The organism is Variovorax sp. YR266 (genome assembly GCF_900107295.1).
GTDB lineage: Bacteria > Pseudomonadota > Gammaproteobacteria > Burkholderiales > Burkholderiaceae_C > Variovorax.
On sequence record NZ_FNPM01000002.1, the window covers coordinates 37412 to 58583 of the forward strand.

20 protein-coding genes are annotated in these 21172 nt (G+C 67.3%); 13 read left to right on the forward strand and 7 right to left on the reverse strand.

All coding sequences use genetic code 11. The features are described 5' to 3' along the window. The first annotated feature begins 15 nt into the window (after positions 1 to 15). Genes BLW48_RS05700 through fabG form a run of 4 tightly spaced genes read left to right on the forward strand, consistent with a single transcriptional unit; the run spans position 16 to position 2864 of the window. Entirely contained in the window at positions 16 to 837 is an 822-nt protein-coding gene (locus BLW48_RS05700) for a polysaccharide deacetylase family protein (RefSeq protein ID WP_093056943.1), read from the forward strand. Between the two features lie 58 nt (positions 838 to 895). Then, positions 896 to 1657, forward strand: a complete 762-nt coding sequence (locus BLW48_RS05705) for a class I SAM-dependent methyltransferase (protein WP_093173324.1) — start codon at positions 896 to 898, stop codon at positions 1655 to 1657. Next, the gene (locus tag BLW48_RS05710; protein ID WP_093173326.1) at positions 1654 to 2136 is read left to right on the forward strand and encodes a hotdog family protein; all 483 of its coding nucleotides are present in this window, start codon (positions 1654 to 1656) and stop codon (positions 2134 to 2136) included. Before BLW48_RS05705 ends, BLW48_RS05710 begins: the two co-directional genes overlap by 4 nt. Further along, positions 2133 to 2864: a 3-oxoacyl-ACP reductase FabG gene (fabG, locus tag BLW48_RS05715; RefSeq protein ID WP_093173329.1), complete on the forward strand. Its 732-nt coding sequence runs from the start codon at positions 2133 to 2135 to the stop codon at positions 2862 to 2864. The genes BLW48_RS05710 and fabG overlap by 4 nt, the downstream gene beginning before the upstream one ends. A gap of 47 nt (positions 2865 to 2911) precedes the next feature. Here fabG and BLW48_RS05720 read toward each other — a convergent pair whose 3' ends face one another. From BLW48_RS05720 to BLW48_RS05735, 4 genes are all read right to left on the reverse strand, one after another. Beyond that, positions 2912 to 3604, reverse strand: coding sequence for a P-loop NTPase family protein (locus tag BLW48_RS05720; RefSeq protein ID WP_093056939.1), 693 nt, complete (start codon positions 3602 to 3604; stop codon positions 2912 to 2914). Positions 3605 to 3655: 51 nt separating this feature from the next. Then, positions 3656 to 4969 carry a type II toxin-antitoxin system HipA family toxin gene (locus BLW48_RS05725; RefSeq protein ID WP_093173331.1) on the reverse strand — a complete coding sequence of 438 codons (1314 nt, stop codon included), beginning with the start codon at positions 4967 to 4969 and terminating at the stop codon, positions 3656 to 3658. Then, positions 4966 to 5280, reverse strand: coding sequence for a helix-turn-helix domain-containing protein (locus BLW48_RS05730; protein WP_093173333.1), 315 nt, complete (start codon positions 5278 to 5280; stop codon positions 4966 to 4968). Before BLW48_RS05730 ends, BLW48_RS05725 begins: the two co-directional genes overlap by 4 nt. Positions 5281 to 5344: 64 nt before the next feature. Next, on the reverse strand, positions 5345 to 6103 hold the full coding sequence (locus BLW48_RS05735) for a hypothetical protein (RefSeq protein WP_093056936.1): 759 nt from the start codon (positions 6101 to 6103) through the stop codon (positions 5345 to 5347). A 114-nt stretch (positions 6104 to 6217) separates the two neighbouring features. Here BLW48_RS05735 and smc point away from each other — a divergent pair, with 114 nt between their 5' ends. The 5 genes from smc (at position 6218) to def (ending at position 14102) form a co-directional block, all read left to right on the forward strand. After that, positions 6218 to 9733 (forward strand): chromosome segregation protein SMC, encoded by a 3516-nt coding sequence (smc, locus tag BLW48_RS05740; protein WP_093173335.1) that lies wholly within the window; start codon positions 6218 to 6220, stop codon positions 9731 to 9733. A 14-nt stretch (positions 9734 to 9747) separates the two neighbouring features. Next, positions 9748 to 10854: a cell division protein ZipA C-terminal FtsZ-binding domain-containing protein gene (locus BLW48_RS05745; RefSeq protein ID WP_093056934.1), complete on the forward strand. Its 1107-nt coding sequence runs from the start codon at positions 9748 to 9750 to the stop codon at positions 10852 to 10854. 26 nt (positions 10855 to 10880) lie between these two features. Continuing rightward, positions 10881 to 12980, forward strand: coding sequence for an NAD-dependent DNA ligase LigA (gene ligA, locus BLW48_RS05750; protein WP_093173337.1), 2100 nt, complete (start codon positions 10881 to 10883; stop codon positions 12978 to 12980). A 120-nt stretch (positions 12981 to 13100) separates the two neighbouring features. Further along, complete coding sequence (locus BLW48_RS05755) at positions 13101 to 13517, forward strand: hypothetical protein (RefSeq protein ID WP_093073979.1); 417 nt, start codon at positions 13101 to 13103, stop codon at positions 13515 to 13517. A 45-nt stretch (positions 13518 to 13562) separates the two neighbouring features. Then, entirely contained in the window at positions 13563 to 14102 is a 540-nt protein-coding gene (gene def / locus BLW48_RS05760) for a peptide deformylase (protein WP_093056931.1), read from the forward strand. Between the two features lie 10 nt (positions 14103 to 14112). Here the strand turns inward: def and BLW48_RS05765 are convergent, their stop codons facing one another. Beyond that, positions 14113 to 14508, reverse strand: a complete 396-nt coding sequence (locus tag BLW48_RS05765) for a DoxX family protein (RefSeq protein WP_093073981.1) — start codon at positions 14506 to 14508, stop codon at positions 14113 to 14115. Between the two features lie 168 nt (positions 14509 to 14676). Between BLW48_RS05765 and BLW48_RS05770 the strand changes: the two genes are divergently transcribed. The 4 genes from BLW48_RS05770 (at position 14677) to BLW48_RS05785 (ending at position 19381) form a co-directional block, all read left to right on the forward strand. Then, positions 14677 to 15711, forward strand: coding sequence for an amino acid ABC transporter substrate-binding protein (locus BLW48_RS05770; RefSeq protein ID WP_093173339.1), 1035 nt, complete (start codon positions 14677 to 14679; stop codon positions 15709 to 15711). Continuing rightward, the gene (locus BLW48_RS05775) at positions 15708 to 16697 is read left to right on the forward strand and encodes an amino acid ABC transporter permease (protein ID WP_093173341.1); all 990 of its coding nucleotides are present in this window, start codon (positions 15708 to 15710) and stop codon (positions 16695 to 16697) included. Before BLW48_RS05770 ends, BLW48_RS05775 begins: the two co-directional genes overlap by 4 nt. Then, complete coding sequence (locus BLW48_RS05780; RefSeq protein WP_093173343.1) at positions 16694 to 17749, forward strand: amino acid ABC transporter permease; 1056 nt, start codon at positions 16694 to 16696, stop codon at positions 17747 to 17749. Before BLW48_RS05775 ends, BLW48_RS05780 begins: the two co-directional genes overlap by 4 nt. A 270-nt stretch (positions 17750 to 18019) precedes the next feature. Further along, positions 18020 to 19381: a homoserine dehydrogenase gene (locus tag BLW48_RS05785; RefSeq protein WP_093173345.1), complete on the forward strand. Its 1362-nt coding sequence runs from the start codon at positions 18020 to 18022 to the stop codon at positions 19379 to 19381. Here the strand turns inward: BLW48_RS05785 and BLW48_RS05790 are convergent, their stop codons facing one another. Together BLW48_RS05790 and BLW48_RS05795 are read right to left on the reverse strand one after the other, a co-directional pair. Beyond that, a complete protein-coding gene (locus tag BLW48_RS05790; protein ID WP_093173347.1) occupies positions 19382 to 20854 on the reverse strand; it encodes a sodium:solute symporter family protein in 1473 nt (490 codons plus the stop codon). Then, positions 20851 to 21156, reverse strand: coding sequence for a DUF3311 domain-containing protein (locus BLW48_RS05795; protein ID WP_093173349.1), 306 nt, complete (start codon positions 21154 to 21156; stop codon positions 20851 to 20853). The genes BLW48_RS05790 and BLW48_RS05795 overlap by 4 nt, the downstream gene beginning before the upstream one ends. Positions 21157 to 21172 lie beyond the last annotated feature (16 nt).

Consider the following 21172-nt stretch of genomic DNA (forward strand, 5'->3'; position numbering starts at 1 on the left):
GGAAAATCCGGCCCCATGTCCATCGCTCCCGCACCTACCGAATCCTGGCCCTGGCCGCCGGCCATCCGCGCCAGCGCGGCGTGGCACGTCGCGGCCATCGGTGCGGGCGTGCTGGTGCCGGGCGCGTTGCCGTGGGCCATCGGCGCGATCGTGCTGAACCATGCGTTGATCACCGGTGCCGGCCTGACGCCGCGCAGCAGCCTGCTGGGCCCTAATGTCACGCGGCTGCCCGAAGCGGCCGCGGCGCGGCGCGAAGTGGCGATCACCATCGACGACGGGCCGGAGCCCGAGGTAACGCCGCGTGTGCTCGACCTGCTCGACGCGCACGGCCAGCGCGCCACCTTCTTCTGCATTGCCGAGCGCGTGCTGGCGCATCCCGAACTGGCACGCGAGATCGTGGCGCGCGGCCACAGCATCCAGAACCACACGGCGCGGCACCGGCACAATTTTTCCTTTCTCGGGCCGCGCGGTTTCGCCGCCGAGATCGCGCGGGCGCAGGACATCCTGAGCGACGTCACCGGCCAGCGCCCGACCTGCTTCCGCGCGCCCGCCGGCCTGCGCAACCCGTTTCTCGAACCCGTGCTGCACCGCCTCGGCCTCTCACTCGTGAGCTGGACGCGGCGCGGCTTCGACACGCGCGAAGGCGACGCCGCCAAGGTGATGGCGCGCCTGAGCCACAACCTGCAGGCGCGCGACATCCTGTTGCTGCACGACGGCAATGCCGCGCGCACCGTTGCTGGACAACCTGTTTTGCTGGAGGTACTGCCCTTGTTGCTCGAACGCCTGCGCGCCGATGGATTGCGCTCCGTGACCCTGCCTGAAGGATTGAAGTCATGAGCGCCGCCCGGCCGCCCGAAGGCGCTCGCACCGCAGCGCGAAGCGCGGAGGTTTCCGAATGAGCGCGGTGATGTTGTCGACCGATAGGGCGTGGCGCGAGCTGCATGAAGCCGCGACCATTCCCTACAAAAAAGGCGGCAGCTTCGCCTGGCACTTCGCACGCGGCAAGCTGGGGCGCGACCCGGTGTTTCGCGGGCTGCTCGAGCGCGGGCTGTTTGGCGCGCCGCACCACCGCGTGGTCGATATCGGCTGCGGGCAGGGCCTCTTCGCGAGCCTGCTGGCATCGATGAGCGCGATGCAGAAGCAGGGCCGCTGGCCGTCAGCGTGGCTCGCCACGCCGCACAGCGCCGACTACACCGGCATCGAGCTGATGCCGAAGGACGTGGCGCGCGCCGAGGCCTCCATTGGCCATCTGGAGCCCACGCCCAGGCTCGTCTGCGCCGACATGTGCTCGGCTGCCTTGCCGGACTGCGACCTCGTCGTGATCCTCGACGTGCTGCACTACGTGAACCTCGAAGCGCAAGAGGGCGTGTTGCAGCGCGTGCGCGACGCGCTGCGCCGTGGCGGCAATCCGCACGCACGGCTGCTGCTGCGCGTGGGCGATGCGTCGAGCCGCCGCGGCTTCGCAATCAGCCAGTGGGTCGATCGCACCGTGACACGCATTCGCGGCCACAAGGTTTCGCCGACCTGGGGCCGTCCGCTGGCCGACTGGACCGCGCTGCTGCAGCGCCTGGGCTTCCGTGTGCAGAGCATCCCGATGAGCGAAGGCACCCCGTTTGCCAACGTGCTGCTGGTCGCCGACCTGGAGACCGCAGCTTGACTGCACCGCAGACGCTCGACCGCGCAGGCATCGCGCAGCGCATCCCGCACAGCGGCAGCATGTGCCTGCTCGAGCGGCTCGAAAGCTGGGACGCCGATGCGATCCACTGCAGCACCACGACCCATGCGCAAGCGGGCAACCCTCTGCGCACGGAAGGCGGCCTGCTCGCACCGAACGCAATCGAATACGCGGCGCAGGCCATGGCGCTGCATGGTGGCTTGCTGGCCACCGAGGGCAGCGCGCCATCGGCCGGTTTCCTGGCAAGCGCGCGCAATGTGAAGCTGGCGGTGGCACGCCTCGACGACGTGCCCGGCGCCTTGCAGGTGGGCGCCCGGCGCCTGTCGGGTGACGATCGCCAGATCCTCTATGAATTCACCGTCAAGGCCGACGACGGCCGCATGCTGGCCGAAGGCCGTGCCGTCGTGGTCCTGAACACGCCGCTCGCAACAGAACAACAAGAAAGCACGACATCGCCATGAGCCTCGAAGGAAAACGCGCACTGATCACGGGCGCAAGCGGCGCACTCGGCGCCGCCATGGCCGAACGCCTGGCTCGGGACGGCGCCACGGTGCTGCTGCATGCCAATTCGCGGCCCGAGGCGGTCGAGCAACTGGCGGCATCGATCACGGCTGCAGGCGGCAAGGCGGAATGCCATGTGTTCGACCTGCGCAGCGACGAGGCCTCGGCAGCAGCTTGCGCGCGCATCCTGGAGGGCGGGACGGTGCAGATCCTCGTCAACAACGCGGGCGTGCACGACGACGCCGTGCTGCCGGGCATGCGCGCCGAGCAGTGGCACAAGGTGATCGACGTGTCGCTCAACGGCTTCTTCCGCGTCACGCAGCCCTTGCTGCTGCCGATGATGCGCACGCGGTGGGGCCGCATTTTGAACATCTCGTCGGTGGCCGCGATTGCGGGCAACCGGGGGCAGGTCAATTACGCCGCTGCCAAGGGGGCGCTGAACAGTGCGACCAAGGCGCTGTCGCTCGAAGTTGCATCGCGCGGCGTGACGGTGAATGCGATCGCGCCCGGGATCATCGCCTCGCCGATGGCGGATGCAGTGTTCGACCAGGCGGTGATCAACCAGATGGTGCCGGTGAAGCGGGCGGGGACGCCGCAGGAAGTGGCGGCGCTGGCGGCGTTCCTGGCCAGCGACGAGGCGGCCTACATCACGGGGCAGGTGATCTCGATCAATGGCGGGATGATCTAGGGGCGCTGGTCGGTGGGTGCTGTGTCCTTGGGCGGCCCCAATAAAACCTACAACGGCAGCGTGTCGAACGCGGCGTAAACCGTAGCCAGCCAAGACTTCACGCGCTGGCGCTCCAGCAGCCCCAGCGCATGCGGCCCTTCGCGGTCGTTCACGGCCTTCCAGAAACTGGTGTTCTGCGCATCGATCTTGCGCATGCTCGCGTCATGCAAACGCGGCAGCGCAATCACGCGAGCGCCATTGGCCGTGGCCTTCGAAAGCGATTGCGAACCCAGCAGCATCCCGAAGTCGCTGCCACGCCCGTAGTTCTGCACCACGATGTAGTTGGGCCGGTTGCCGAAGGTGTCGATCAGCGAGCCGAGCAGGTCGGTCGAGTCCTTGCCGTCGTCCAGCACGTGCCAGAAATTGACCGTGACGCCAATCTCGGCGAACACGTCGAACAGGTCCGACTCCTTGATCCAGCGCGACAGTGGCGCCAGCGTCTGGGCCGCGAGGTCGACGATCACGCTTTGCTGCGGGTTGGTCTCGAAGCCGTTGACGACCGTGTCGAGTCCTTCGAAGCTGTCGACCACCACGGGCGAGGCAAAGCCTTCGTAGAAACGGGTGAACGAGCTGTGCGAGCGGTCGGTGTCGAAGCCGGTGAAGGGGCGGCTGTGGTCGATGAAGTACTGCGCCAGCACGCGCGCGGTGACCGACTTGCCGACACCGCCTTTTTCGCCGCCGATGAAATTGATGGAGCTCATGAGTTGATGCTGCCTCGAATGGGTTGAGGAGGGGTGGAGGGCGGATTCATTCTAGGGGGCTGCTTTTTCTTTTTGTTTGCCACCTTTTGAAATGGCTTGCAGCAAGGGATGTGCCTGCAAGCGCTGCTGCAGCCGTTTCTTCCACGGGGCCGGCAGCGCCGAGGCTTCGATCATTGCGGGCCACTTGTCGCGGGCGAGCCGCGCGGTGTCGGCGATCACACGGCGCACCAGCGGCTCGTGCAGCCCGGTCGAGAAGCAGAAGGCGCGCACGCTGGCGGGCGTGAACAGGGCCGTGCGCCTGGCCGCGCTGGCGGCTGCGGGCAGCAATGGCAAGGCGTGGCCGTCGACACCTTGCAGCGCTGCGTAGGCGACGATGTCGTAGGCCGGGGCAAAGCGCGGCGCGATGCCATCGGGGTACAGCACGCCGAAGTTCTTCAGATGCGCATCGGGGTTGCCGAGGAGATCGTTCACCGCAAGGCGCCGCACGAGCTCGAGCACCGCTTCGTCCCCCAGCGACGGAAAGGCGCGCATTGCGAGCGCCATGTCGAGGTAGCTGCCGCTGTACTTGCGCATCGGGTCGATCGCCAGCACCTGCGCGAAATCTTCGAAGTGGATGCGGTGCGCGCCGTCGCGGTCGAAACGCGTCACCGCCAGAAACTCGGGTTCGTCGGGCAGCGCATAGCTGTGCTCTGCGGCAATGGCCGAGAGCGGGGCGAGTTCGGCATGGCAAACCTCGACGCCCGCCGCGCCGGCCATCTGCAGCGACAGCATTTCGAGTTGCGGCATGTGCGGCCTGCCGGCGACCGGCAGCTTGGCGATGACCCGGGTGCTCGCACCGGCCCGCGTGCGGGCAACATACCGTCCGCCCTGGCGGCGCAGGCCCAGCTTGGGCTGCACGCCGGAGACCGAAATACCCTGCGGCATCGGCAGCTCGACCACCGACATCTCCAGCGCGTCCTGGTCCTGCGTGATGAGTCGCTGCAGCGTGCCGCGGTCCACCGACACTGGCCTGGCGCTCACCGCACCGGGCAGGTCGCCGCCACAGGCCGCGAGCAGCTCGAAATAGTCGTTCTCGCGGCAGCCGCGAAGCTGCGCGATGTGGCTGCGCAGCACGCCCTCGGGCAGCAGGTTCTGGAAAAAGCTGGGCAGCATGCCGCTCTGGGCATTGAACAACGGGTTCTTGACGTCGCTCCACAGCGCCGACTGGGTGGGCGGATCGCTCGCCACCATCGAGAGCGACAGCACTTCGGGCGACGGACTGGCGACCAGCTCGGGTTCCGCCACGAAGCGGCACAGGTCGGCGTACTGGAACAGCTTGCCGAAGCGGCGTGCGCCGAGCGAAATCTCGAGGATCTTGACGTTCATGGCGGGGAGCGGCGCTTGACGTAGGGCGGGGCGGGCGCCTGCGCCACGGCATGGCCGACGCGCGTGGTCACGGGGCGGTAGCCGGCATCGGTTGCCGTCGTTTCACCGAAGCCCTTGGGCGCAAGCTGCAACTCGAGCCCCAGCGCATCGACCAGCGCAAGCAGGGACGACAGTTGCGGATTGCCCCGCAGGCTCAGGGCGTTGCGCACGGAGCGCTCGGTGAGCCCAGAGCGCAGCGCGATCTCGGCATTCGAGATGCCGGCGGCCTCGCGGCGGGCAGTCAGGGCGGTGATGAGTTCCTGCTTGTTCACGGAAACATATTACCGTAGATGCAGATTTGGGAAATATCTTTCCTATGCTGCATTCCCCGCGACCTTACTTGGGCAGCAGCGTGAAGAAGGGCATGACCACGCCCATCACCCAGTTCTGGCCGAAGTCGAGTGCCGCTCGGCGGTATTTCTCGTCGGCCTGGGCGGCCAGCAGATCAAGCCGCGCCACCACCTTCGACAGTTCGCGGTCGGCCACGAGGTTGCGGCCACGGTCGCTGATTTCGGTGGCCAGCAGCAGCGGCTGGCCGTCGGGGGCGGTCTTGGAGGAAATGAGCCAGAGCGAGATCTCGAAGTTGCGTGCGGCCCGGAAGCTGTTTTCGGCGTTGACGCCGTCGATCATGGTCTGGTCCCAGGTGTCGCCGTTGGCCTGCTTGAGCATGGTGGCCCAGCCAACCACCAGTGCCGCGACGCGGTCGCCCTGGTAGCCCTGCGGCCCGGTGTCGAAGGCCATGCGGATCGCGTCGATGCCGGTGGCGCCCTTCAACTCGGGCAGGGGTGGACCTTTGAGCACGGCGTCCCAGGCGCGCTGGGTGGCCTCGTCCATGCTGGCTGCCGACTTGCGCCATTCGCGGGGGTTGCGCTTGTACAGGGTGCTCTGAACGCGGCGCACCGACTGCAGGTTGTCGCGCAATGACAGGTTGGCGATGCGGTTGGCGCCGGACTGCAGCCACTCCTGGTTGTTGTAGGGTTCGGCGCGCTGGGTGTCGCGTACCGACGAGCAGCCGGCAAGACCGAGCAGGGCGGCCGTGCCCGCCAGCAGCCAGGTTCGTCTTACGGCAAGGGGTGAAACCGGGGAATCGCTCATGCCCTGACGTTATCATCCACGGCTGGGGCGGCGGCCTGCATCAAGCTGCGGGCCCGTGCAATTTTCCTTACAAATCAATACCTTGGCGCTACAGCCAAGGCAGGCCGACAAGTCGTGCGTCTTAATTCCATCAAGCTTTCGGGCTTCAAGTCGTTCGCCGAACCCACCAACTTCCTGCTGCCGGGCCAACTGGTCGGCGTTGTCGGGCCCAACGGTTGCGGCAAGTCGAACATCATGGACGCGGTGCGCTGGGTGCTCGGCGAGTCGCGCGCGTCGGAGTTGCGCGGCGAGTCGATGCAGGACGTGATCTTCAACGGCACGACCACGCGCAAGCAGGCCAGCCGCTCGAGCGTGGAACTGGTGTTCGACAACGCCGATCACCGTGCCGGCGGCCAGTGGAACCAGTTCGGCGAAATCGCCGTGCGCCGCGTGCTCACCCGCGACGGCACCAGCAGCTACTACATCAACAACCAGCCGGTGCGTCGCCGCGACGTGCAGGACGTGTTCCTGGGCACGGGCCTCGGCCCCCGCGCCTACGCCATCATCGGCCAGGGCACGATCAGCCGGATCATCGAATCGAAGCCCGAGGAACTGCGCCTGTTCCTCGAAGAAGCCGCGGGCGTTTCCAAGTACAAAGAGCGCCGCCGCGAAACCGAAAACCGCCTGGGCGACACGCGCGAGAACCTCACGCGGGTCGAAGACATTCTTCGCGAACTCAACGCCAACCTCGAAAAGCTCGAAAAGCAGGCCGAGGTGGCCGCGCGCTACAACACGCTGCAGGGTGACGCCACGAAGAAGCAGCACCAGCTGTGGTTCCTGAAGCGCAGCGAAAGCAACGCCGACCAGTCCAAGATCAAGGCCGATTCCGAAAAGGCCATCAACGACCTCGAATCGCGTACGGCAGACCTGCGCCACATCGAGGCCGAGCTCGAAACCGTGCGCCAGGCCCACTACGGGGCAGGCGACCAGGTCAACCAGGCGCAGGGCAAGCTCTACGAGGCCAGCGCCGAAGTTGGCCGGCTCGAAGGCGAGATCCGCTTCGTGGTCGAAGGCCGCCAGCGCGTCGAGCAGCGTCTTGTGCAACTGCGCGAGCAAATGGGCCAGTGGGGCCGTCGCCGCGAAGAAGCCGAAACCGAGATCGAAACCCTGGCCGGCGCCGGCGTGGACGCTGAAGAGCAGGCCATCATGCTGGCCGCCCAGCTCGAAGAGCACGACGCGCGCATGCCCGACCTCGAAGAGGCCGTGCAACGCGCCCAGGACGAGGCCAACACCCAGCGCACGACCGTGTCGCAGGTGCAGCAGCAGATCCAGGTGCTGGCCGCCGACCAGCGCAACATCGAAGAACAAAGCCGCCAGCTCACGCAGCGCAGCGAACGCCTGCGCGCCGACCAGAACGCGCTGGCCGCGCCCGACGAAGCCCGCCTGCTCGACATGCAGGAGCAGCACGCCATGGCGCAGGAAGCCGCGAGCGAAGCCGAAGCGCGCCTGCACGAGCTGCAGGAAGCCGTGCCGCAGCTCGACGACGACCGCCGCGCCAAGCAGCAGGCCGTCAACACCGAGGGCGCCCGCCACGCCGAGTACTCGGCCCGCCTCGAAGCGCTGCGCGCGCTGCAGGAAAAGGTCAAGACCGACGGCAAGCTGGCCCCCTGGCTCGCCAAGCATGGCCTCGACGGCCTGCAGGGCCTGTGGAGCCGCATCCACATCGAACAGGGCTGGGAAAGCGCACTCGAAGCCGCACTGCGCGAACGCCTGGGCGCGCTCGAAGTCAGCCGCCTGGAGATGGTGCGCGCCTTCGGCAACGACGCGCCGCCCGCCAAGCTCGCCTTCTACAGTCCGCCGGCCGCCGGAGCACCCGAAGGCACGGCCGCGCTGCCGCGCCTGTCGAGCCTGCTGCGCCTGAACGACGCGGGGCAACAGGCCTTGCTGAACGACTGGCTGCACGGCTGCTACACCGCCGCGAGCTTCGAGGAAGCGCTGGCCCAGCGCGCCACGCTGCAGCCGGGTGAGGTCATCTACGTGCAGAGCGGCCATGCCGTGTCCTCGCACAGCGTCAATTTCTACGCACCTGATTCCGAGCAGGCTGGCTTGCTGGCCCGCCAGCAGGAAATGGAAAACCTGGAGCGCCAGCTGCGCGCCCAGACGCTCATCAACGAAGAAGCGCGCACCGCGCTGGTCCGAGCCGAAGCGGCCTATGCCGACGCTGCGCAGCGCCTCGTGACCGCGCGGCGCGAAGCCGCCGAAACCCAGTCACGCGCGCACGAATTGCAGGTCGAGACCCTGCGCATGACGCAGCTCGCCGAGCAGACCCGCGCCCGCAGCCAGCAGCTGGCGGCTGATCTCGGCGAAGTCGATGCGCAGCTCGAAGAACTGCAAGAAAAACGCATCGCTGCCGAAGGCCGCTTCGAAGAGCTCGACATGCAACTGGCAGACAGCCAGGAGCGCCACGCCGAACTCGACGAACGCGTGATCGAGGCCGGCCGCGCGCTGGCCGCGAGCCGCGAGCAGCATCGCAGCCTTGAACGCCAGGCACAGGAAGCGACCTTCTCGCAACGCACGCTCGAAGCCCGCCGTGCGGAGCTCAACCGCTCCATCGAAACCGCTGCGCAGCAGACCGTGGCGCTGACCGACGAAGACGAGCGCGCCCGCGCCGAGTTGAGCCGCCTGTCAGACGCCGCCGCGCAAGCCGGCCTGCAGGATGCGCTGGCCCTCAAGCTCGAGCGCGAAGCTGCGCTCGGTTCGGCGCGCAGCCAGTACGACGACCTCACTCTCAAGCTGCGCGCCAGCGACGAGCGCCGCCTGCAGCTCGAACGCGAACTCGACCCGCTGCGCCAGCGCATCACCGAGTTCCAGCTGAAGGAGCAGGCCGCGCGCCTGGGCGTCGAGCAATACCAGCAACTGCTGGACGACGCCGGCGCCGACCTCGAAGCCATCGAGCAGTCGATCGAAACCGACAAGGTGAAGCTCACCGGCCTGCAGAGCGAAATCGACCGCCTCAACCGCGAAGTGGTCGCGCTCGGCGCGGTGAACCTGGCCGCGCTCGACGAACTGGCCATTGCCAGCGAACGCAAGACCTTCCTCGACGCCCAGTCGGCTGACCTGAACGAAGCCATCGGCACGCTCGAAGACGCCATCCGCAAGATCGACGCCGAAACGCGCGACCTGCTCGGCGGCACCTTCAAGATCGTCAACGAGCACTTCAGCCGCATGTTCCCGGAGCTGTTCGGCGGCGGCAATGCCAAGCTCATGATGACCGGCGACGAAATCCTCGACTCCGGCGTGCAGGTGATGGCCCAGCCCCCGGGCAAGAAGAACCAGACCATCCACCTGCTCTCGGGCGGCGAGAAGGCGCTCACGGCCATTGCGCTCGTGTTCGCCATCTTCCAGCTGAACCCGGCGCCTTTCTGTCTGCTCGACGAAGTGGATGCGCCGCTGGACGACGCGAACACCGAGCGCTATGCCAAACTCGTCACCGCCATGAGCCGTGAAACCCAGTTCCTCTTCATCAGCCACAACAAGATCGCCATGGAAATGGCCGAGCAACTGATCGGCGTGACGATGCAGGAGCAGGGCGTGTCGCGCATCGTCGCGGTCGACATGGAGTCGGCGGTCTCGATGGTCGAAGCCGCGTAAGCCGAGCGGCACCCATGACCAATCTCACTCTCGCCCTGGCCATCCTCGGCGGTCTCGTTCTCGCGGCCGTCGTTGCCTACAACACGCTGATGTCGCGCCGCAATGCGCCGCGCCAGCCCGATGCGGTCGACCTCGCGCTGGCCGATGCAGAGCGCGCAATGTCGGGCTCGCCCGACGGCGCGGAGCCGATGCTGCACGTCGACCCGTACCAGGTGCAGCAGGGCGCCGACCGCCACGAGCCCCTGTTCGACCCCGACCTGCCGGCGCCCAGCGGCGTGCCCGTGCCGACCGGCGAGCGCCGCGGCGGGCTCGATCCGCTGATCGACGTGATCGCGCCAATCTCGCTCGACGGGCTCGCGTCCGGTGACGCCGCCATTGCCGCCATGCCGTCGACGCGGCGCGCCGGTAGCAAGCCAGTGGCCATCGAGGGCCTGAACGAACACAACGGCCAATGGGAGCCGCCCGTGCCCGGTCAGCGCTACAGCGCCTTCCAGGTCGGCGTGCAGCTGGCCAACCGCACGGGCGCGCTCAACGAAATCGAGTATTCCGAATTCGTGGTCAAGGCGCAGGCATTTGCCGACGCGGTCAACGGCGCGCCGGAGTTCCCCGAGATGCTCGACGAAGTGGCACGCGCCCGCGAGCTCGACCAGTTCGCCAGCGCGCACGACGCGCAGCTGGGCTTTGTCCTGCGCGCATTGCATGCGGCCTGGAGCCCGGGCTATGTGCAGCAGAACGCGGCGCGGCTCGGCTTCGTGGCCGGCATCATCCCGGGGCGCATGGTGCTGCCGACCAGCGAAGTCGGCTTGCCGCCGATCCTCGGGTTGGCCTTCGACACGCAGGCCGCACTGGCCGACGACCCGGCCCAATCGGCCATTCGCGAACTCAGCCTGAGCCTCGATGTGCCGCAGGTCGACCGCGGCGAGGAGCCGTTCCGCCGCATGCGCGAAGCCGCCGCAACGCTGGCGCGCGAAATGGACGGCGTGGTCACCGACAGCGACGGCCAACTGCTGCGCGACGAGACGATGGACGTGATCGGCGCCGACCTCGAGCAGCTCTACGACACGCTCGATGCGCGCGACCTCGCTGCGGGTTCTCCGCTGGCGCGACGCCTCTTCAGCTAACAACTCCGACCTTCGGGAGACACCCCATGACGACGCGCGACGAAGCGGCACGCGAAGCCGCCGCACTGAGCGAACAGCTCCACCGGCACGCCCACCTCTACTACGTGCTCGACACGCCCGAACTGCCGGACGCGGAGTACGACAAGCTCTTCCAGCGCCTGCAGGCCATCGAGGCAGAGTTTCCCGATCTGCGCACACCCGATTCGCCGACGCAGCGCGTGGGCGGCAAGGTGCTCGACGGTTTCGTCAAGGTGCGCCACAAGGTGCCGATGCTGTCGATCCGTACCGAGACCGACATCACGCCCGGCGGCGCGAGCGCCTTCGATGCGCGCGTGCGCAAGGAACTGGGCTTGCCCGAGGACGGGCCGCAGGTCAGCTATGTCTGCGAGCTGAAGTTCGATGGCCTCGCCATGAACCTGCGCTACGAGAACGGCGTGCTGGTGCAGGCTGCCACGCGCGGCGACGGCGAGGTGGGGGAAGACGTCACGCAGAACATCCGCACCGTGCGCGAGATCCCTCTGCGGCTCAACGGCACGGCACCGCCCGTGGTCGAAGTGCGCGGCGAGGTCTACATGAAGCGCGCCGATTTCGACGCGCTCAACGAGCGCCAGCGCCAGAAGATTGCGGACGGGCAGAAGAACGAGAAGGTGTTCGTCAATCCGCGCAATGCCGCGGCCGGCGCGGTGCGCCAGCTCGACCCGGTGATTGCCGCGGCGCGGCCCCTGAGCTTCTTTGCCTACGGGCTGGGCGAGGTCACGCCGGCGGCCGAAGGCGGGCCAGACTGTCCGACGCAGTTCGACTGGCTGCAGCAATTCCACGCGTGGGGCTTCCCCGTGGCAACGCAGACGGCACGGGCGACGGGCGCTATCGAACTCATAGCGTTCCACGAAAACATCGGCCGCCAGCGCGATGCCTTGCCTTACGACATCGATGGCGTGGTCTACAAGGTCGACAGCATCGAGTTGCAGCGGCAACTTGGCTTTGTCTCACGCGAGCCGCGCTGGGCCGTGGCCCACAAGTACCCGGCCCAGGAGCAGCTGACCGAAGTGGTCGGCATCGAGATCCAGGTCGGGCGCACCGGCAAGCTCACGCCGGTGGCCAAGCTCGCGCCGGTATTCGTCGGCGGCGTGACCGTGACGAACGCCACGCTGCACAACGAAGACGAAGCGCGCCGCAAGGATGTGCGTGTGGGCGACACGGTGATCGTGCGCCGCGCCGGCGACGTGATTCCCGAAGTGGTCGGCGTGGTGCCCGAAAGCCTCGCAAAACCCGAGGGCGAGCGCGGTGCGCAGTTCACCATGCCGCACAAATGTCCTGTGTGCGATTCGGAGGCCGTGCGCGAAGAGGGCGAGGTCGACTACCGCTGCACTGGCGGCCTGTTCTGTGCGGCGCAGCGCAAGGAAGCCATCCTGCACTTCGCAGCGCGGCGTGCGGTCGACGTCGACGGCCTTGGCGACAAGCTGGTCGAGCAACTGGTCGATGCCAACCTGATCCGCACCTTGCCTGATCTCTACAAGCTGGGCTTCACCACGCTGGCCGGGCTGGAGCGCATGGCCGAGAAGTCGGCGAAGAACCTCGTCGATGCGCTCGAAGCCTCGAAGAAGACCACGCTGCCGCGCTTCCTGTTCGGCCTTGGCATTCGCCACGTGGGCGAGACCACCGCGAAAGACCTGGCCAAGCACTTCGGCAAGCTCGACGCGATCATGGACGCGACCGAAGAGCAATTGCTCGAAGTGAACGACGTTGGCCCGGTGGTGGCGCAAAGCCTGCGCACCTTCTTCGACCAGCCGCACAACCGCGAAGTGGTCGAGCAGCTGCGCGCCTGCGGACTGACATGGGAAGAGGGCGAGCCGGCCGCGCGTGCCCCGAAGCCTTTGGCGGGCCTGACCTTCGTCATCACCGGTACCCTTCCTACGCTGAGCCGCGACGAAGCGAAGGATAAATTGGAGGCGGCCGGTGCCAAGGTTTCCGGCTCCGTCAGCAAGAAAACCCATTACCTCGTGGCCGGGGAAGAGGCCGGGAGCAAGCTCGACAAGGCACGTGAGAACGGCGTCGAGATCATCGACGAGGCGCGTATGCTGGAGATACTCGCCAACGGTGTCCCGGCAGAAGACGCGGGCGAGTGAGCGGGGAAACGTGACGGCAGATCCTCTTTACCGGCCGTTACGCGACTTCATCGCAGCGCAGTCAACAGGGTCTACAACCTGGCGTTGAAAGCTAATTGAAGGCCACAAGGAGAGTCCCTCATGCAAAAAATTCGAGTTCTCGGTGCCTGTGTTGCACTCGGCGGCGTTGCGCTGCTGAGCGGCTGCGTGGGCGTGCCTGCCGATCCCTACTACGGCGGGGGCTATTCGTCGGGGCCTTACTACAGCGAGCCTGCGCCCGTGGTCGTGGCGCCTGCGCCGGTCTACATCAACGGTGGCGGCTACTACGAGCGCCGTCCGTATTACGACGGTGGTCGTCCTTATTACGGCCGCCCGGCTTATCCGGCCGTGCGTCCGGGCTATCCGGCGGCGCGTCCGCCGAACTGGGGTGGCGGCCGGCCTCCGGCCGTGGTGCGACCGCCGATTGCAGGTGGCGGTCCCGGCTCCATCCCGACGCAGCCGCGCGGCAACGCGCGCCTGTGGACCTCGCCGGACTCCAAGACGCAAACTCCTCCCTGATCCTGCCAGGGGGCGAAGACGCGGGGCTGTCGCGATAATCCCGCCATGGCCATCCGCGAAATCCTCAAGATGGGCGACCCCCGGCTGCTGCGCATCGCGCAGCCGGTAGCTGCCTTTGACACCGACGAACTGCACCTGCTGGTGCGCGACATGTTCGAAACCATGCATGCGGTCAATGGCGCCGGCCTAGCCGCGCCGCAGATCGGCGTGGACCAGCAACTCGTGATCTTCGGCACTGATGTCGTGAACCCCCGTTATCCCGATGCGCCGCCGGTGCCACGCACCGTGCTGCTCAATCCCGTCATCACGCCGCTGAACGACGAGGAAGAAGAGGGCTGGGAAGGGTGCCTGTCGGTGCCGGGCCTGCGCGGCGTGGTGCCGCGCTTTGCCAACATCCGCTATACCGGGTTCGACCCGTACGGCGACCCGATCGACCGGGTCGCCACCGGCTTTCATGCGCGCGTGGTGCAGCATGAAGTCGATCACCTGCTGGGCAAGCTCTACCCGATGCGGGTGCGCGATTTCTCGCGCTTCGGCTACACCGAGGTCCTGTTTCCGGGCCTCGATGCAGCCGACGACGACTGATCGAACCTGATCAGTTGTATTTGCTGCTGAGCGCGAAGCGGCCACCGCCCATGAAGGCGAGAGCCAGCGCCGCGAACAGGAACATGCCTTGCAGTTCCAACGCCCAGCCGCCTTGCTTGCCGAGCGAGGTCAGGTCCTTCATATGGACCAGCGCGAATGCCACCAGCATGTTGATGACCACGATCCACGCCGCAGGACGCGTGTAGAGGCCGATGATCAGCAGCACGGGCGCCACCACCTCACCGATGTAGACCAGATAGGCCAGCGCGCCCGGCAGCCCATGCTGGGCCAGCATGCCGGAGATGAAGCCGACGCCGCCTTGCAGCTTGGCGATGCCGTGCAGCAGGATCAGGACGCCAAGCGAAACGCGCAGGATGAACTTGCCGGTGTCGTCGGATTTGACCATTTGTGTGGATTCCATTGGAGTGGTTGATTGGAGGGCCGTATGGTAGTGAACCTGCGACGCTTCGAGCCAGCCTTTTGCGGCGCATATGCATTCAACCCGGAGTTCTTTGGCAGAGTCTGGTGTCGGCCCGTACACTGCCTTTTGCCTACTGTTGAGGAGAACACACCAATGAATAATCGATTCCGCCCGGCGCTACTCGCAGCCGCCTCTGTCATCGCCTTGGCTGCGGCCGCACCGGCCTTCGCCGGCAAGACGCTCGACGCGGTCAAGCAGCGCGGCACCGTCAAGTGCGGCGTGACCAACGGCGTGGCGGGCTTTTCCGCACCGGACACGCAGGGCAACTGGTCGGGCCTCGACGTCGACACCTGCCGCGCCATCGCGGCCGCCGTGCTCGGCGACGGCAAGAAAGTCGACTTCGTGCCGCTCAACTCGCAGCAGCGCTTCTCGGCCCTGCAGGCCGGCGAAATCGACATCCTCGCGCGCAACACCACCTGGACGCTCACGCGCGATGCCTCGCTGGGCTTCAACTTCACCACCATCACTTACTACGACGGCCAGGGCTTCCTGGTGCCCAAGAAGCTCAAGGTGACGAGCGCCAAGCAGCTCAAGAACGCGACCATCTGCACGCAGTCGGGCACTACCAACGAGAAGAACGTTTCCGACTACTTCCGTGCCCAGAACATCCCGGTGAAGACGGTCGTCTTCGAAAGCTTCGAAGCCTCGTTCAAGGCCTTCTTCTCCGGTCGCTGCCAGGCCTTCACGACCGACGCCTCGGCGCTGGCCGGCCTGCGCAACAAGGAGGCTCCGAACCCCGACGACTACATCATCCTGCCCGAGCTGATCTCCAAGGAGCCCCTGGCTCCGCTGGTGCGCCGCGGCGACGACGAGTGGTTCGCCATTGCCAAGTGGGTGCCCAACGCGCTCATCGAGGCCGAGGAATTCGGCGTTACCCAGGCCAATGCCGACGAGCTCAAGGCCGGCAGCAAGGATCCGGCGCAGCAGCGCCTGGTCGGCACCGGTGAAGACCTCGGCAAGCTGCTGGGCCTGGATAAGGACTGGTCGTTCCGCGCGATCAAGGCCGTGGGTAACTACGGCGAGATGTTCGAGCGCAACGTCGGTCCCAAGTCGGTGCTGAAGCTGCCGCGCGGCTCCAACAACCTCTGGAGCAAGGGCGGTCTGATCTACGCACCCCCGGTTCGATGAACGGCGGGGCCTCGCGCCGCGGGGTCTGGCTGGCGTGGGCCGTCCAGGCACTGCTGGTGCTGGCCGTGGTGGCCGGCGCGGTCTGGGTGGTGCACCATGCGCTCGAGGTGCTTCGCGCGCGCGGGGTTCGCTCGGGCTTTGACTTTCTCACCGAGCCCGCGGGCTTTTCGATCAGCGAAGGTTGGCTCGATTTCGATGCGAGCCAGCCGTTCTGGCGCGCCTTTCTCGCGGGCCTGATCAACACGGTGCGCGCGGCCGTGCCGGCGGCGATCTTCTCGGTCGTGCTCGGCACGCTCATCGGCATCGGACGGCTCGCGCCGCACGTGCTGCTGCGCGGCATCTGCACCGCGTACGTCGAACTGCTGCGCAACGTGCCGCTGCTGGTGCAACTGCTGATGCTGGCCTTTGCCATGGTCAACCTGCTGCCCGACCCGACCGAGCCGGTTCGGCTGCTGCCGGGTGTGTGGCTGAGCAAGGGCGGGCTCAGCGTGCCGTGGCCCATGGTGGGCGAGGGTGGTCTGCATTTCGAGTTTCCCGAGCGCGGTGACTTCGGCGTGAGCGGCGGCGCGGCGCTGAGCCCCGAGTACGTGACCATCGTCGCGGGCCTGAGCTTCTATTCGGCCGCCTTCGTGGCGGAAATCGTGCGCGCGGGCATCCTGTCGGTGTCGCAGGGACAGGTGCTCGCGGGGCAGGCGCTGGGGCTGTCGCCGGTGCAGCAACTGCGCATCGTCGTGCTGCCGCAGGCGCTGCGGGTGATCGTGCCTTCGCTCACCAACCAGCTGTTGAGCCTTACCAAGAATTCGTCGCTGGCAGTGGCCGTGGGCTATCCGGAACTGGTGTCGGTGGCCAACACCACCATCGGCTCGAACGGCCGCGCCTTCGAGTGCATCGCGATCATCATGGCGGTCTACCTGCTGCTGTCGCTGCTGATCTCCTTCGGCATGAATCGCTACAACGCGCGCGTTGCGCTGCGAGGCTGGCGATGAGAAACGTTGCACAAGGCCCCATCGCATGGCGCAGCGAACTCTGGGGTTCGCCGCTGCGCTCGCTTGCCACGGTGCTGCTGCTGGCGCTGCTGGCGTGGGGCGGCTTCCACGTCATTGAATGGGGCATCGTGCATGCGGTGTTCCGGGCCGACGCCGAGGCCTGCCGTGGTGTTCAACATGGCGCCTGCTGGGGCGTGGTGGCCGAGAAATGGCGGCCGATGTTGTTCGGGCGCTTTCCGTATGAGGAGCAGTGGCGGCCTGCGATCGCGGTGGTCGTGCTGTCCGCCGTCACGATGCTCAGTGCGTGGCCGCGCAGCTGGCGCTGGTGGCTGGTGCCGCTCTGGGCCGTCGCATTGCTGCTGTTCGTACTGTTGATGCGCGGCGGCGTGCTCGGCCTGGCCCAGGTGCCGACGAGCCGCTGGGGCGGCCTGCCGCTGACGATCGGGCTGGCGGTGGTGGGGCTGGCGCTGGCCTTTCCGCTGGCCTTGCTGCTGGCGCTGGGGCGCCGCTCGGGCTGGCCCGTGGTGCGCACGCTGAGCGCGAGCTACATCGAGCTGGTGCGCGGCGTGCCGCTGATCTCGGTGCTGTTCATGGCCTCGTTCCTGCTGCCGCTGCTGTGGCCGGCCGGATGGCAGCCCGACGTGCTGGTGCGGGTGCTCGCGGGCCTCGTGCTGTTCGTGGCTGCCTATCTGGCGGAAATCATCCGCGGTGGCCTGCAGGCCGTACCGCGCGGACAGACCGAAGTGGCCATGGCGCTGGGCTTCGGCCGCTGGCCGGTGCAGCGCGACATCGTGCTGCCGCAGGCGCTGCGCCTCGTCGTGCCCGCGCTCACCAACAGCGTGGTCGGCACGTTGAAAGACACCTCGCTCGTCACCGTGGTCGGCCTGTTCGAGCTGACCGGCGCGCTGGGGCTGGCGCTCGGCGGCGATCCGACGTGGCGGCCGTTCTACCTCGAGGGCTATCTCTTCATCGCGGCCGTGTACTGGGTGCTGTGCTTCGGGCTCTCGCGCTACAGCGTGTGGCTCGAAAAACGGCTCTCGGCTGCGCCCTGAGCCGGACGCCGCCGGGCTCCTGTACACTCCGGGCCTTCATGTCGAGCCACAACTCCCACTCCGCATCCAACGCAGCCCTGATGGCTCGCATGATGCCGCCTGCCTCCGCGCAGGCGATGGTTGTTGCTCGAATGATTACCACCATTACCACCGCGGTCACCTGACACGCGCAGGTGGCCGTTCCGGCAGCCACCTGGTGTATCGCTCTCTCCCCGAACGAATGAACCCAGCTCTGGCAGCTGGGTTTTGTTTTTTCGTCTGGAGATGTCCATGTACCGCGATCCCGTTGAATCCCTCGAGCCCCTGCACAGCCGCCCTGCGGCCATTCGTACCCTGCGCGTGGGGATGATCGGTATCGGCACCGTGGGCTCTGGCACCTTCCGCGTGCTGGCGCGTAACCGGGCCGACATCGCGGCGCGGGCGGGCCGTTCGATCGAGCTCGTGATCGTCGCCGCGCGCAACCTGGAGCGGGCCGCCGGCATCGTGGGAGAGGGCGTTCCGCTCACGGCCGACGCGATGCACGTGGCCACGCACCCCGATGTCGACGTGGTGGTGGAAGTGGCAGGTGGCACCGGCCCGGCGCGCGACTGGGTGCTGGCCGCCATTGCGCACGGCAAGCACGTGGTGACGGCCAACAAGGCCCTGCTGGCAGTGCACGGCGCCGAAATCTTCGCGGCCGCGCGGGAGAAAGGCGTGGTCGTGGCCTACGAAGGGGCGGTGGCCGTGAGCATCCCCATCATCAAGGCGCTGCGCGAAGGCCTTGCGGCCAACCGCATCGAATGGGTGGCGGGCATCATCAACGGCACCACCAACTTCATCCTGAGCAAGATGCGCGACGAGGGTCTCGACTTCGTCGCCGCGCTCGCGCAAGCACAGGCGCTGGGCTACGCGGAAGCCGACCCGACTTTCGACATCGAAGGCATCGACGCCGCCCACAAGCTGACCCTGCTCGCCGCCAACGCTTTCGGCATGCCGCTGCGCTTTGCCGACGCGCAGGTGGAAGGCATCACCGCCCTGCAAGGGCTGGACGTGGCTTGTGCCGAACAGCTCGGCTACCGCATCAAGCTGCTGGGCGTGGCGCGACGGCAAGCATCTGGCGTCGAACTGCGCGTGCAGCCCGCGCTAGTACCCGCAGACCATCTGATGGCGCACGTGAAGGGCTCGATGAACGCCGTCATGGTCAAGAGCGACGCGGCTGGCCTCACGATGTACTACGGTGCGGGCGCTGGCTCGGAGCAGACAGCTTCGGCCGTGATCGCCGACCTCGTGGACGTGGCGCGGCTCGACGGCGTCGACGCTGCGCAGCACGTGCCGCACCTGGGCGTTCACGCGCATGCGACGAATGCCTTGTCGGTGCTGCCGCGCGCGGCCGTCGATACCTCGCACTACCTGCGTGTGCCGGTGCACGCGGTCGGCCAGATCCAGGCGGTCACCGCCTGTCTCGCCGCGCAGAAGGTGCCCGTGCGGCAGGTAGCACTGGCGGCCGAATGCTCCGGCACCGGGCCGCAGGTGCTGGTGCTGACCGGGCCTGTAGTGCAGGGCACGCTCGATCTCGCGGTGCATGCGCTCCAGGCGCGGAACGAAGTGGCCGGCCCGGTGGTCACGCTGCGCGTGGAAGCGTTGGAAGGCTGATCAAGCCACCCGGATCTGCAACCCCAGCGCGACCGCATCGCGCTGCGGCGCCCGGGTGGCCAGGCTCACCACCACGACCACGGCCGCATTGATCGCCATCGCGATCAGCCCAGCTTCCCACTGCGGCACCGCGGTCGCCCAGAACTTCGCCGCGAACGGCGCCAGCAGCGCGACGAAGCCAGCGACCAGGCCAGCCAGCACGCCGACCGCGCTCGTGCGCTTCCAAAGGAACCCGAGGAACACACCCGGCGCGAGCATGCCGATGGCCGAATAGGCGTCGAGCAGGATCTTCACCAGCGAGCCCTTCTGGCTGATCGACAGCCACACCGCAATCGCCGCGAACACCACCAGCGAGCCGCGCGAGAGGGCCAGCGACCCGCGCTCGCCCAGCCCCGGGCGAAACGGCCGCACCACGTTGCGCGTGAAGATCGAGCCCGCCGTCAGCAGTAGCAACGAGCCCGGCGCCAGCGCCAGCAAAAAGCCCGTGCCAGCCAGCAGCCCGACCGTCCAGGCCGGGTAGCGGTCCGACACGAACTGCAGCAGCGCCGCGTTCAGGTTGCCGCCCGGCGGTTGCGTGTTCGCCAGCAGGGCCGCGAAGCCGAGCAGGATGATGAAGAAGTAGGCCAGCGAATACAGCGGCTGCCAGATCGCGTTGCGCCGGATGGCGGTGGCGCTGTGCGCCGTGTACGACATCTGGAACAGGTGCGGAAAGACCCAGTTGCCCAGCGCGATGTTGATGGCCGAGGTCATGAGCCAGATCGCCGTGGTGGGGGAGGTGGCGTCCAGTCCCGGGAACTTGCCGATGCCTGGGTGCTTGGCTTCCGCCATCGAGAACAGGTCCATCAGCGAGGCCGCGCCGACCTTGCTGGCCACCGTCACGCTCAGCAGCACCACGACGACGACCATGAGGATGTCTTTCACGCCGGCTGCGAAGGCGGCAGAGCGCACGCCGGCCGCGAATACGAAGGCGATCATCAGCGCGCCCGCGCCGATGGTTGCGGCTTCGCTCGAGATGCTGTTGCCCAGCGTGAGCTGCACGATCAGCCCGAGGCTCACGAGCTGGATCTGCACATACACGACCAGAGACGCGATGCCCACAACGCCGGTCAGCACGCCGAGCCAGGGCGCGTCGTAGCGCGCGGCGAAGAAGTCCGATTGCGTGAGCAGCCCGCGCAGTCGTCCCGCGCGCCAGATCTTCGGCATCAGCCAGTAGCCGACCGCGTAGCTCATCGAGACGGAACAGAACGCGAGGTACGCGGGAGCTCCCAGCGCCCAGGCGTAGCCCGAGATGCCGAGCACCGCGAAGGTGGTGTAGACCTCGCCCGCATTCATGAACCAGAACACGAGCGTGCCGAGGCTGCGGCCGCCGACGGCCCAGTCCGCAAAGCTCTTGCCGTGGCGCGTGCGGCGGCCGTAGGCCATGGCGCCTGCCACGGTGGCGAGCAGGATGGCGAGGACGATTGCGAGTTTCATGCCGCGCCGTCCTTGTCGTTCTTGCCAGCGTCTTCGGCCTTCAGGCTCCTGTCGAGGAAGTCGGCCTCTTCGGCCTCGACGCCGGCCCGGGCGTCGAGCCTGAAGACGATCGCGATCACCACGCTCGTGAGCACGATGCCCGCCATCTGCCAGAACATGGGAAAGGGCATGCCGAAAGGCTTGGCCGCGATGTCGTTCACCGCCGGCGCGAGGCAGGCCTGCCAGACGAAGGGGAAGACCAGCAACCATCGATGGCCGAGGCGGGGTGAATCGCTGCTGCGCGCGGGAGGGGTGTCGACCATCTCTCTGCTCCTGTAA

Excerpts from the sequence above, each read along its gene's own strand:
- BLW48_RS05700 (WP_093056943.1), top strand. The coding sequence starts at position 16 with ATGTCCATCGCTCCCGCACCTACCGAATCCTGGCCCTGGCCGCCGGCC.
- BLW48_RS05705 (WP_093173324.1), top strand. The coding sequence starts at position 896 with ATGAGCGCGGTGATGTTGTCGACCGATAGGGCGTGGCGCGAGCTGCAT.
- fabG (WP_093173329.1), top strand. The coding sequence starts at position 2,133 with ATGAGCCTCGAAGGAAAACGCGCACTGATCACGGGCGCAAGCGGCGCA.
- BLW48_RS05720 (WP_093056939.1), bottom strand. The coding sequence starts at position 3,604 with ATGAGCTCCATCAATTTCATCGGCGGCGAAAAAGGCGGTGTCGGCAAG.
- BLW48_RS05725 (WP_093173331.1), bottom strand. The coding sequence starts at position 4,969 with ATGAACGTCAAGATCCTCGAGATTTCGCTCGGCGCACGCCGCTTCGGC.
- BLW48_RS05735 (WP_093056936.1), bottom strand. The coding sequence starts at position 6,103 with ATGAGCGATTCCCCGGTTTCACCCCTTGCCGTAAGACGAACCTGGCTG.
- BLW48_RS05745 (WP_093056934.1), top strand. The coding sequence starts at position 9,748 with ATGACCAATCTCACTCTCGCCCTGGCCATCCTCGGCGGTCTCGTTCTC.
- ligA (WP_093173337.1), top strand. The coding sequence starts at position 10,881 with ATGACGACGCGCGACGAAGCGGCACGCGAAGCCGCCGCACTGAGCGAA.
- BLW48_RS05755 (WP_093073979.1), top strand. The coding sequence starts at position 13,101 with ATGCAAAAAATTCGAGTTCTCGGTGCCTGTGTTGCACTCGGCGGCGTT.
- def (WP_093056931.1), top strand. The coding sequence starts at position 13,563 with ATGGCCATCCGCGAAATCCTCAAGATGGGCGACCCCCGGCTGCTGCGC.
- BLW48_RS05765 (WP_093073981.1), bottom strand. The coding sequence starts at position 14,508 with ATGGTCAAATCCGACGACACCGGCAAGTTCATCCTGCGCGTTTCGCTT.
- BLW48_RS05770 (WP_093173339.1), top strand. The coding sequence starts at position 14,677 with ATGAATAATCGATTCCGCCCGGCGCTACTCGCAGCCGCCTCTGTCATC.
- BLW48_RS05775 (WP_093173341.1), top strand. The coding sequence starts at position 15,708 with ATGAACGGCGGGGCCTCGCGCCGCGGGGTCTGGCTGGCGTGGGCCGTC.
- BLW48_RS05780 (WP_093173343.1), top strand. The coding sequence starts at position 16,694 with ATGAGAAACGTTGCACAAGGCCCCATCGCATGGCGCAGCGAACTCTGG.
- BLW48_RS05785 (WP_093173345.1), top strand. The coding sequence starts at position 18,020 with ATGTACCGCGATCCCGTTGAATCCCTCGAGCCCCTGCACAGCCGCCCT.
- BLW48_RS05790 (WP_093173347.1), bottom strand. The coding sequence starts at position 20,854 with ATGAAACTCGCAATCGTCCTCGCCATCCTGCTCGCCACCGTGGCAGGC.
- BLW48_RS05795 (WP_093173349.1), bottom strand. The coding sequence starts at position 21,156 with ATGGTCGACACCCCTCCCGCGCGCAGCAGCGATTCACCCCGCCTCGGC.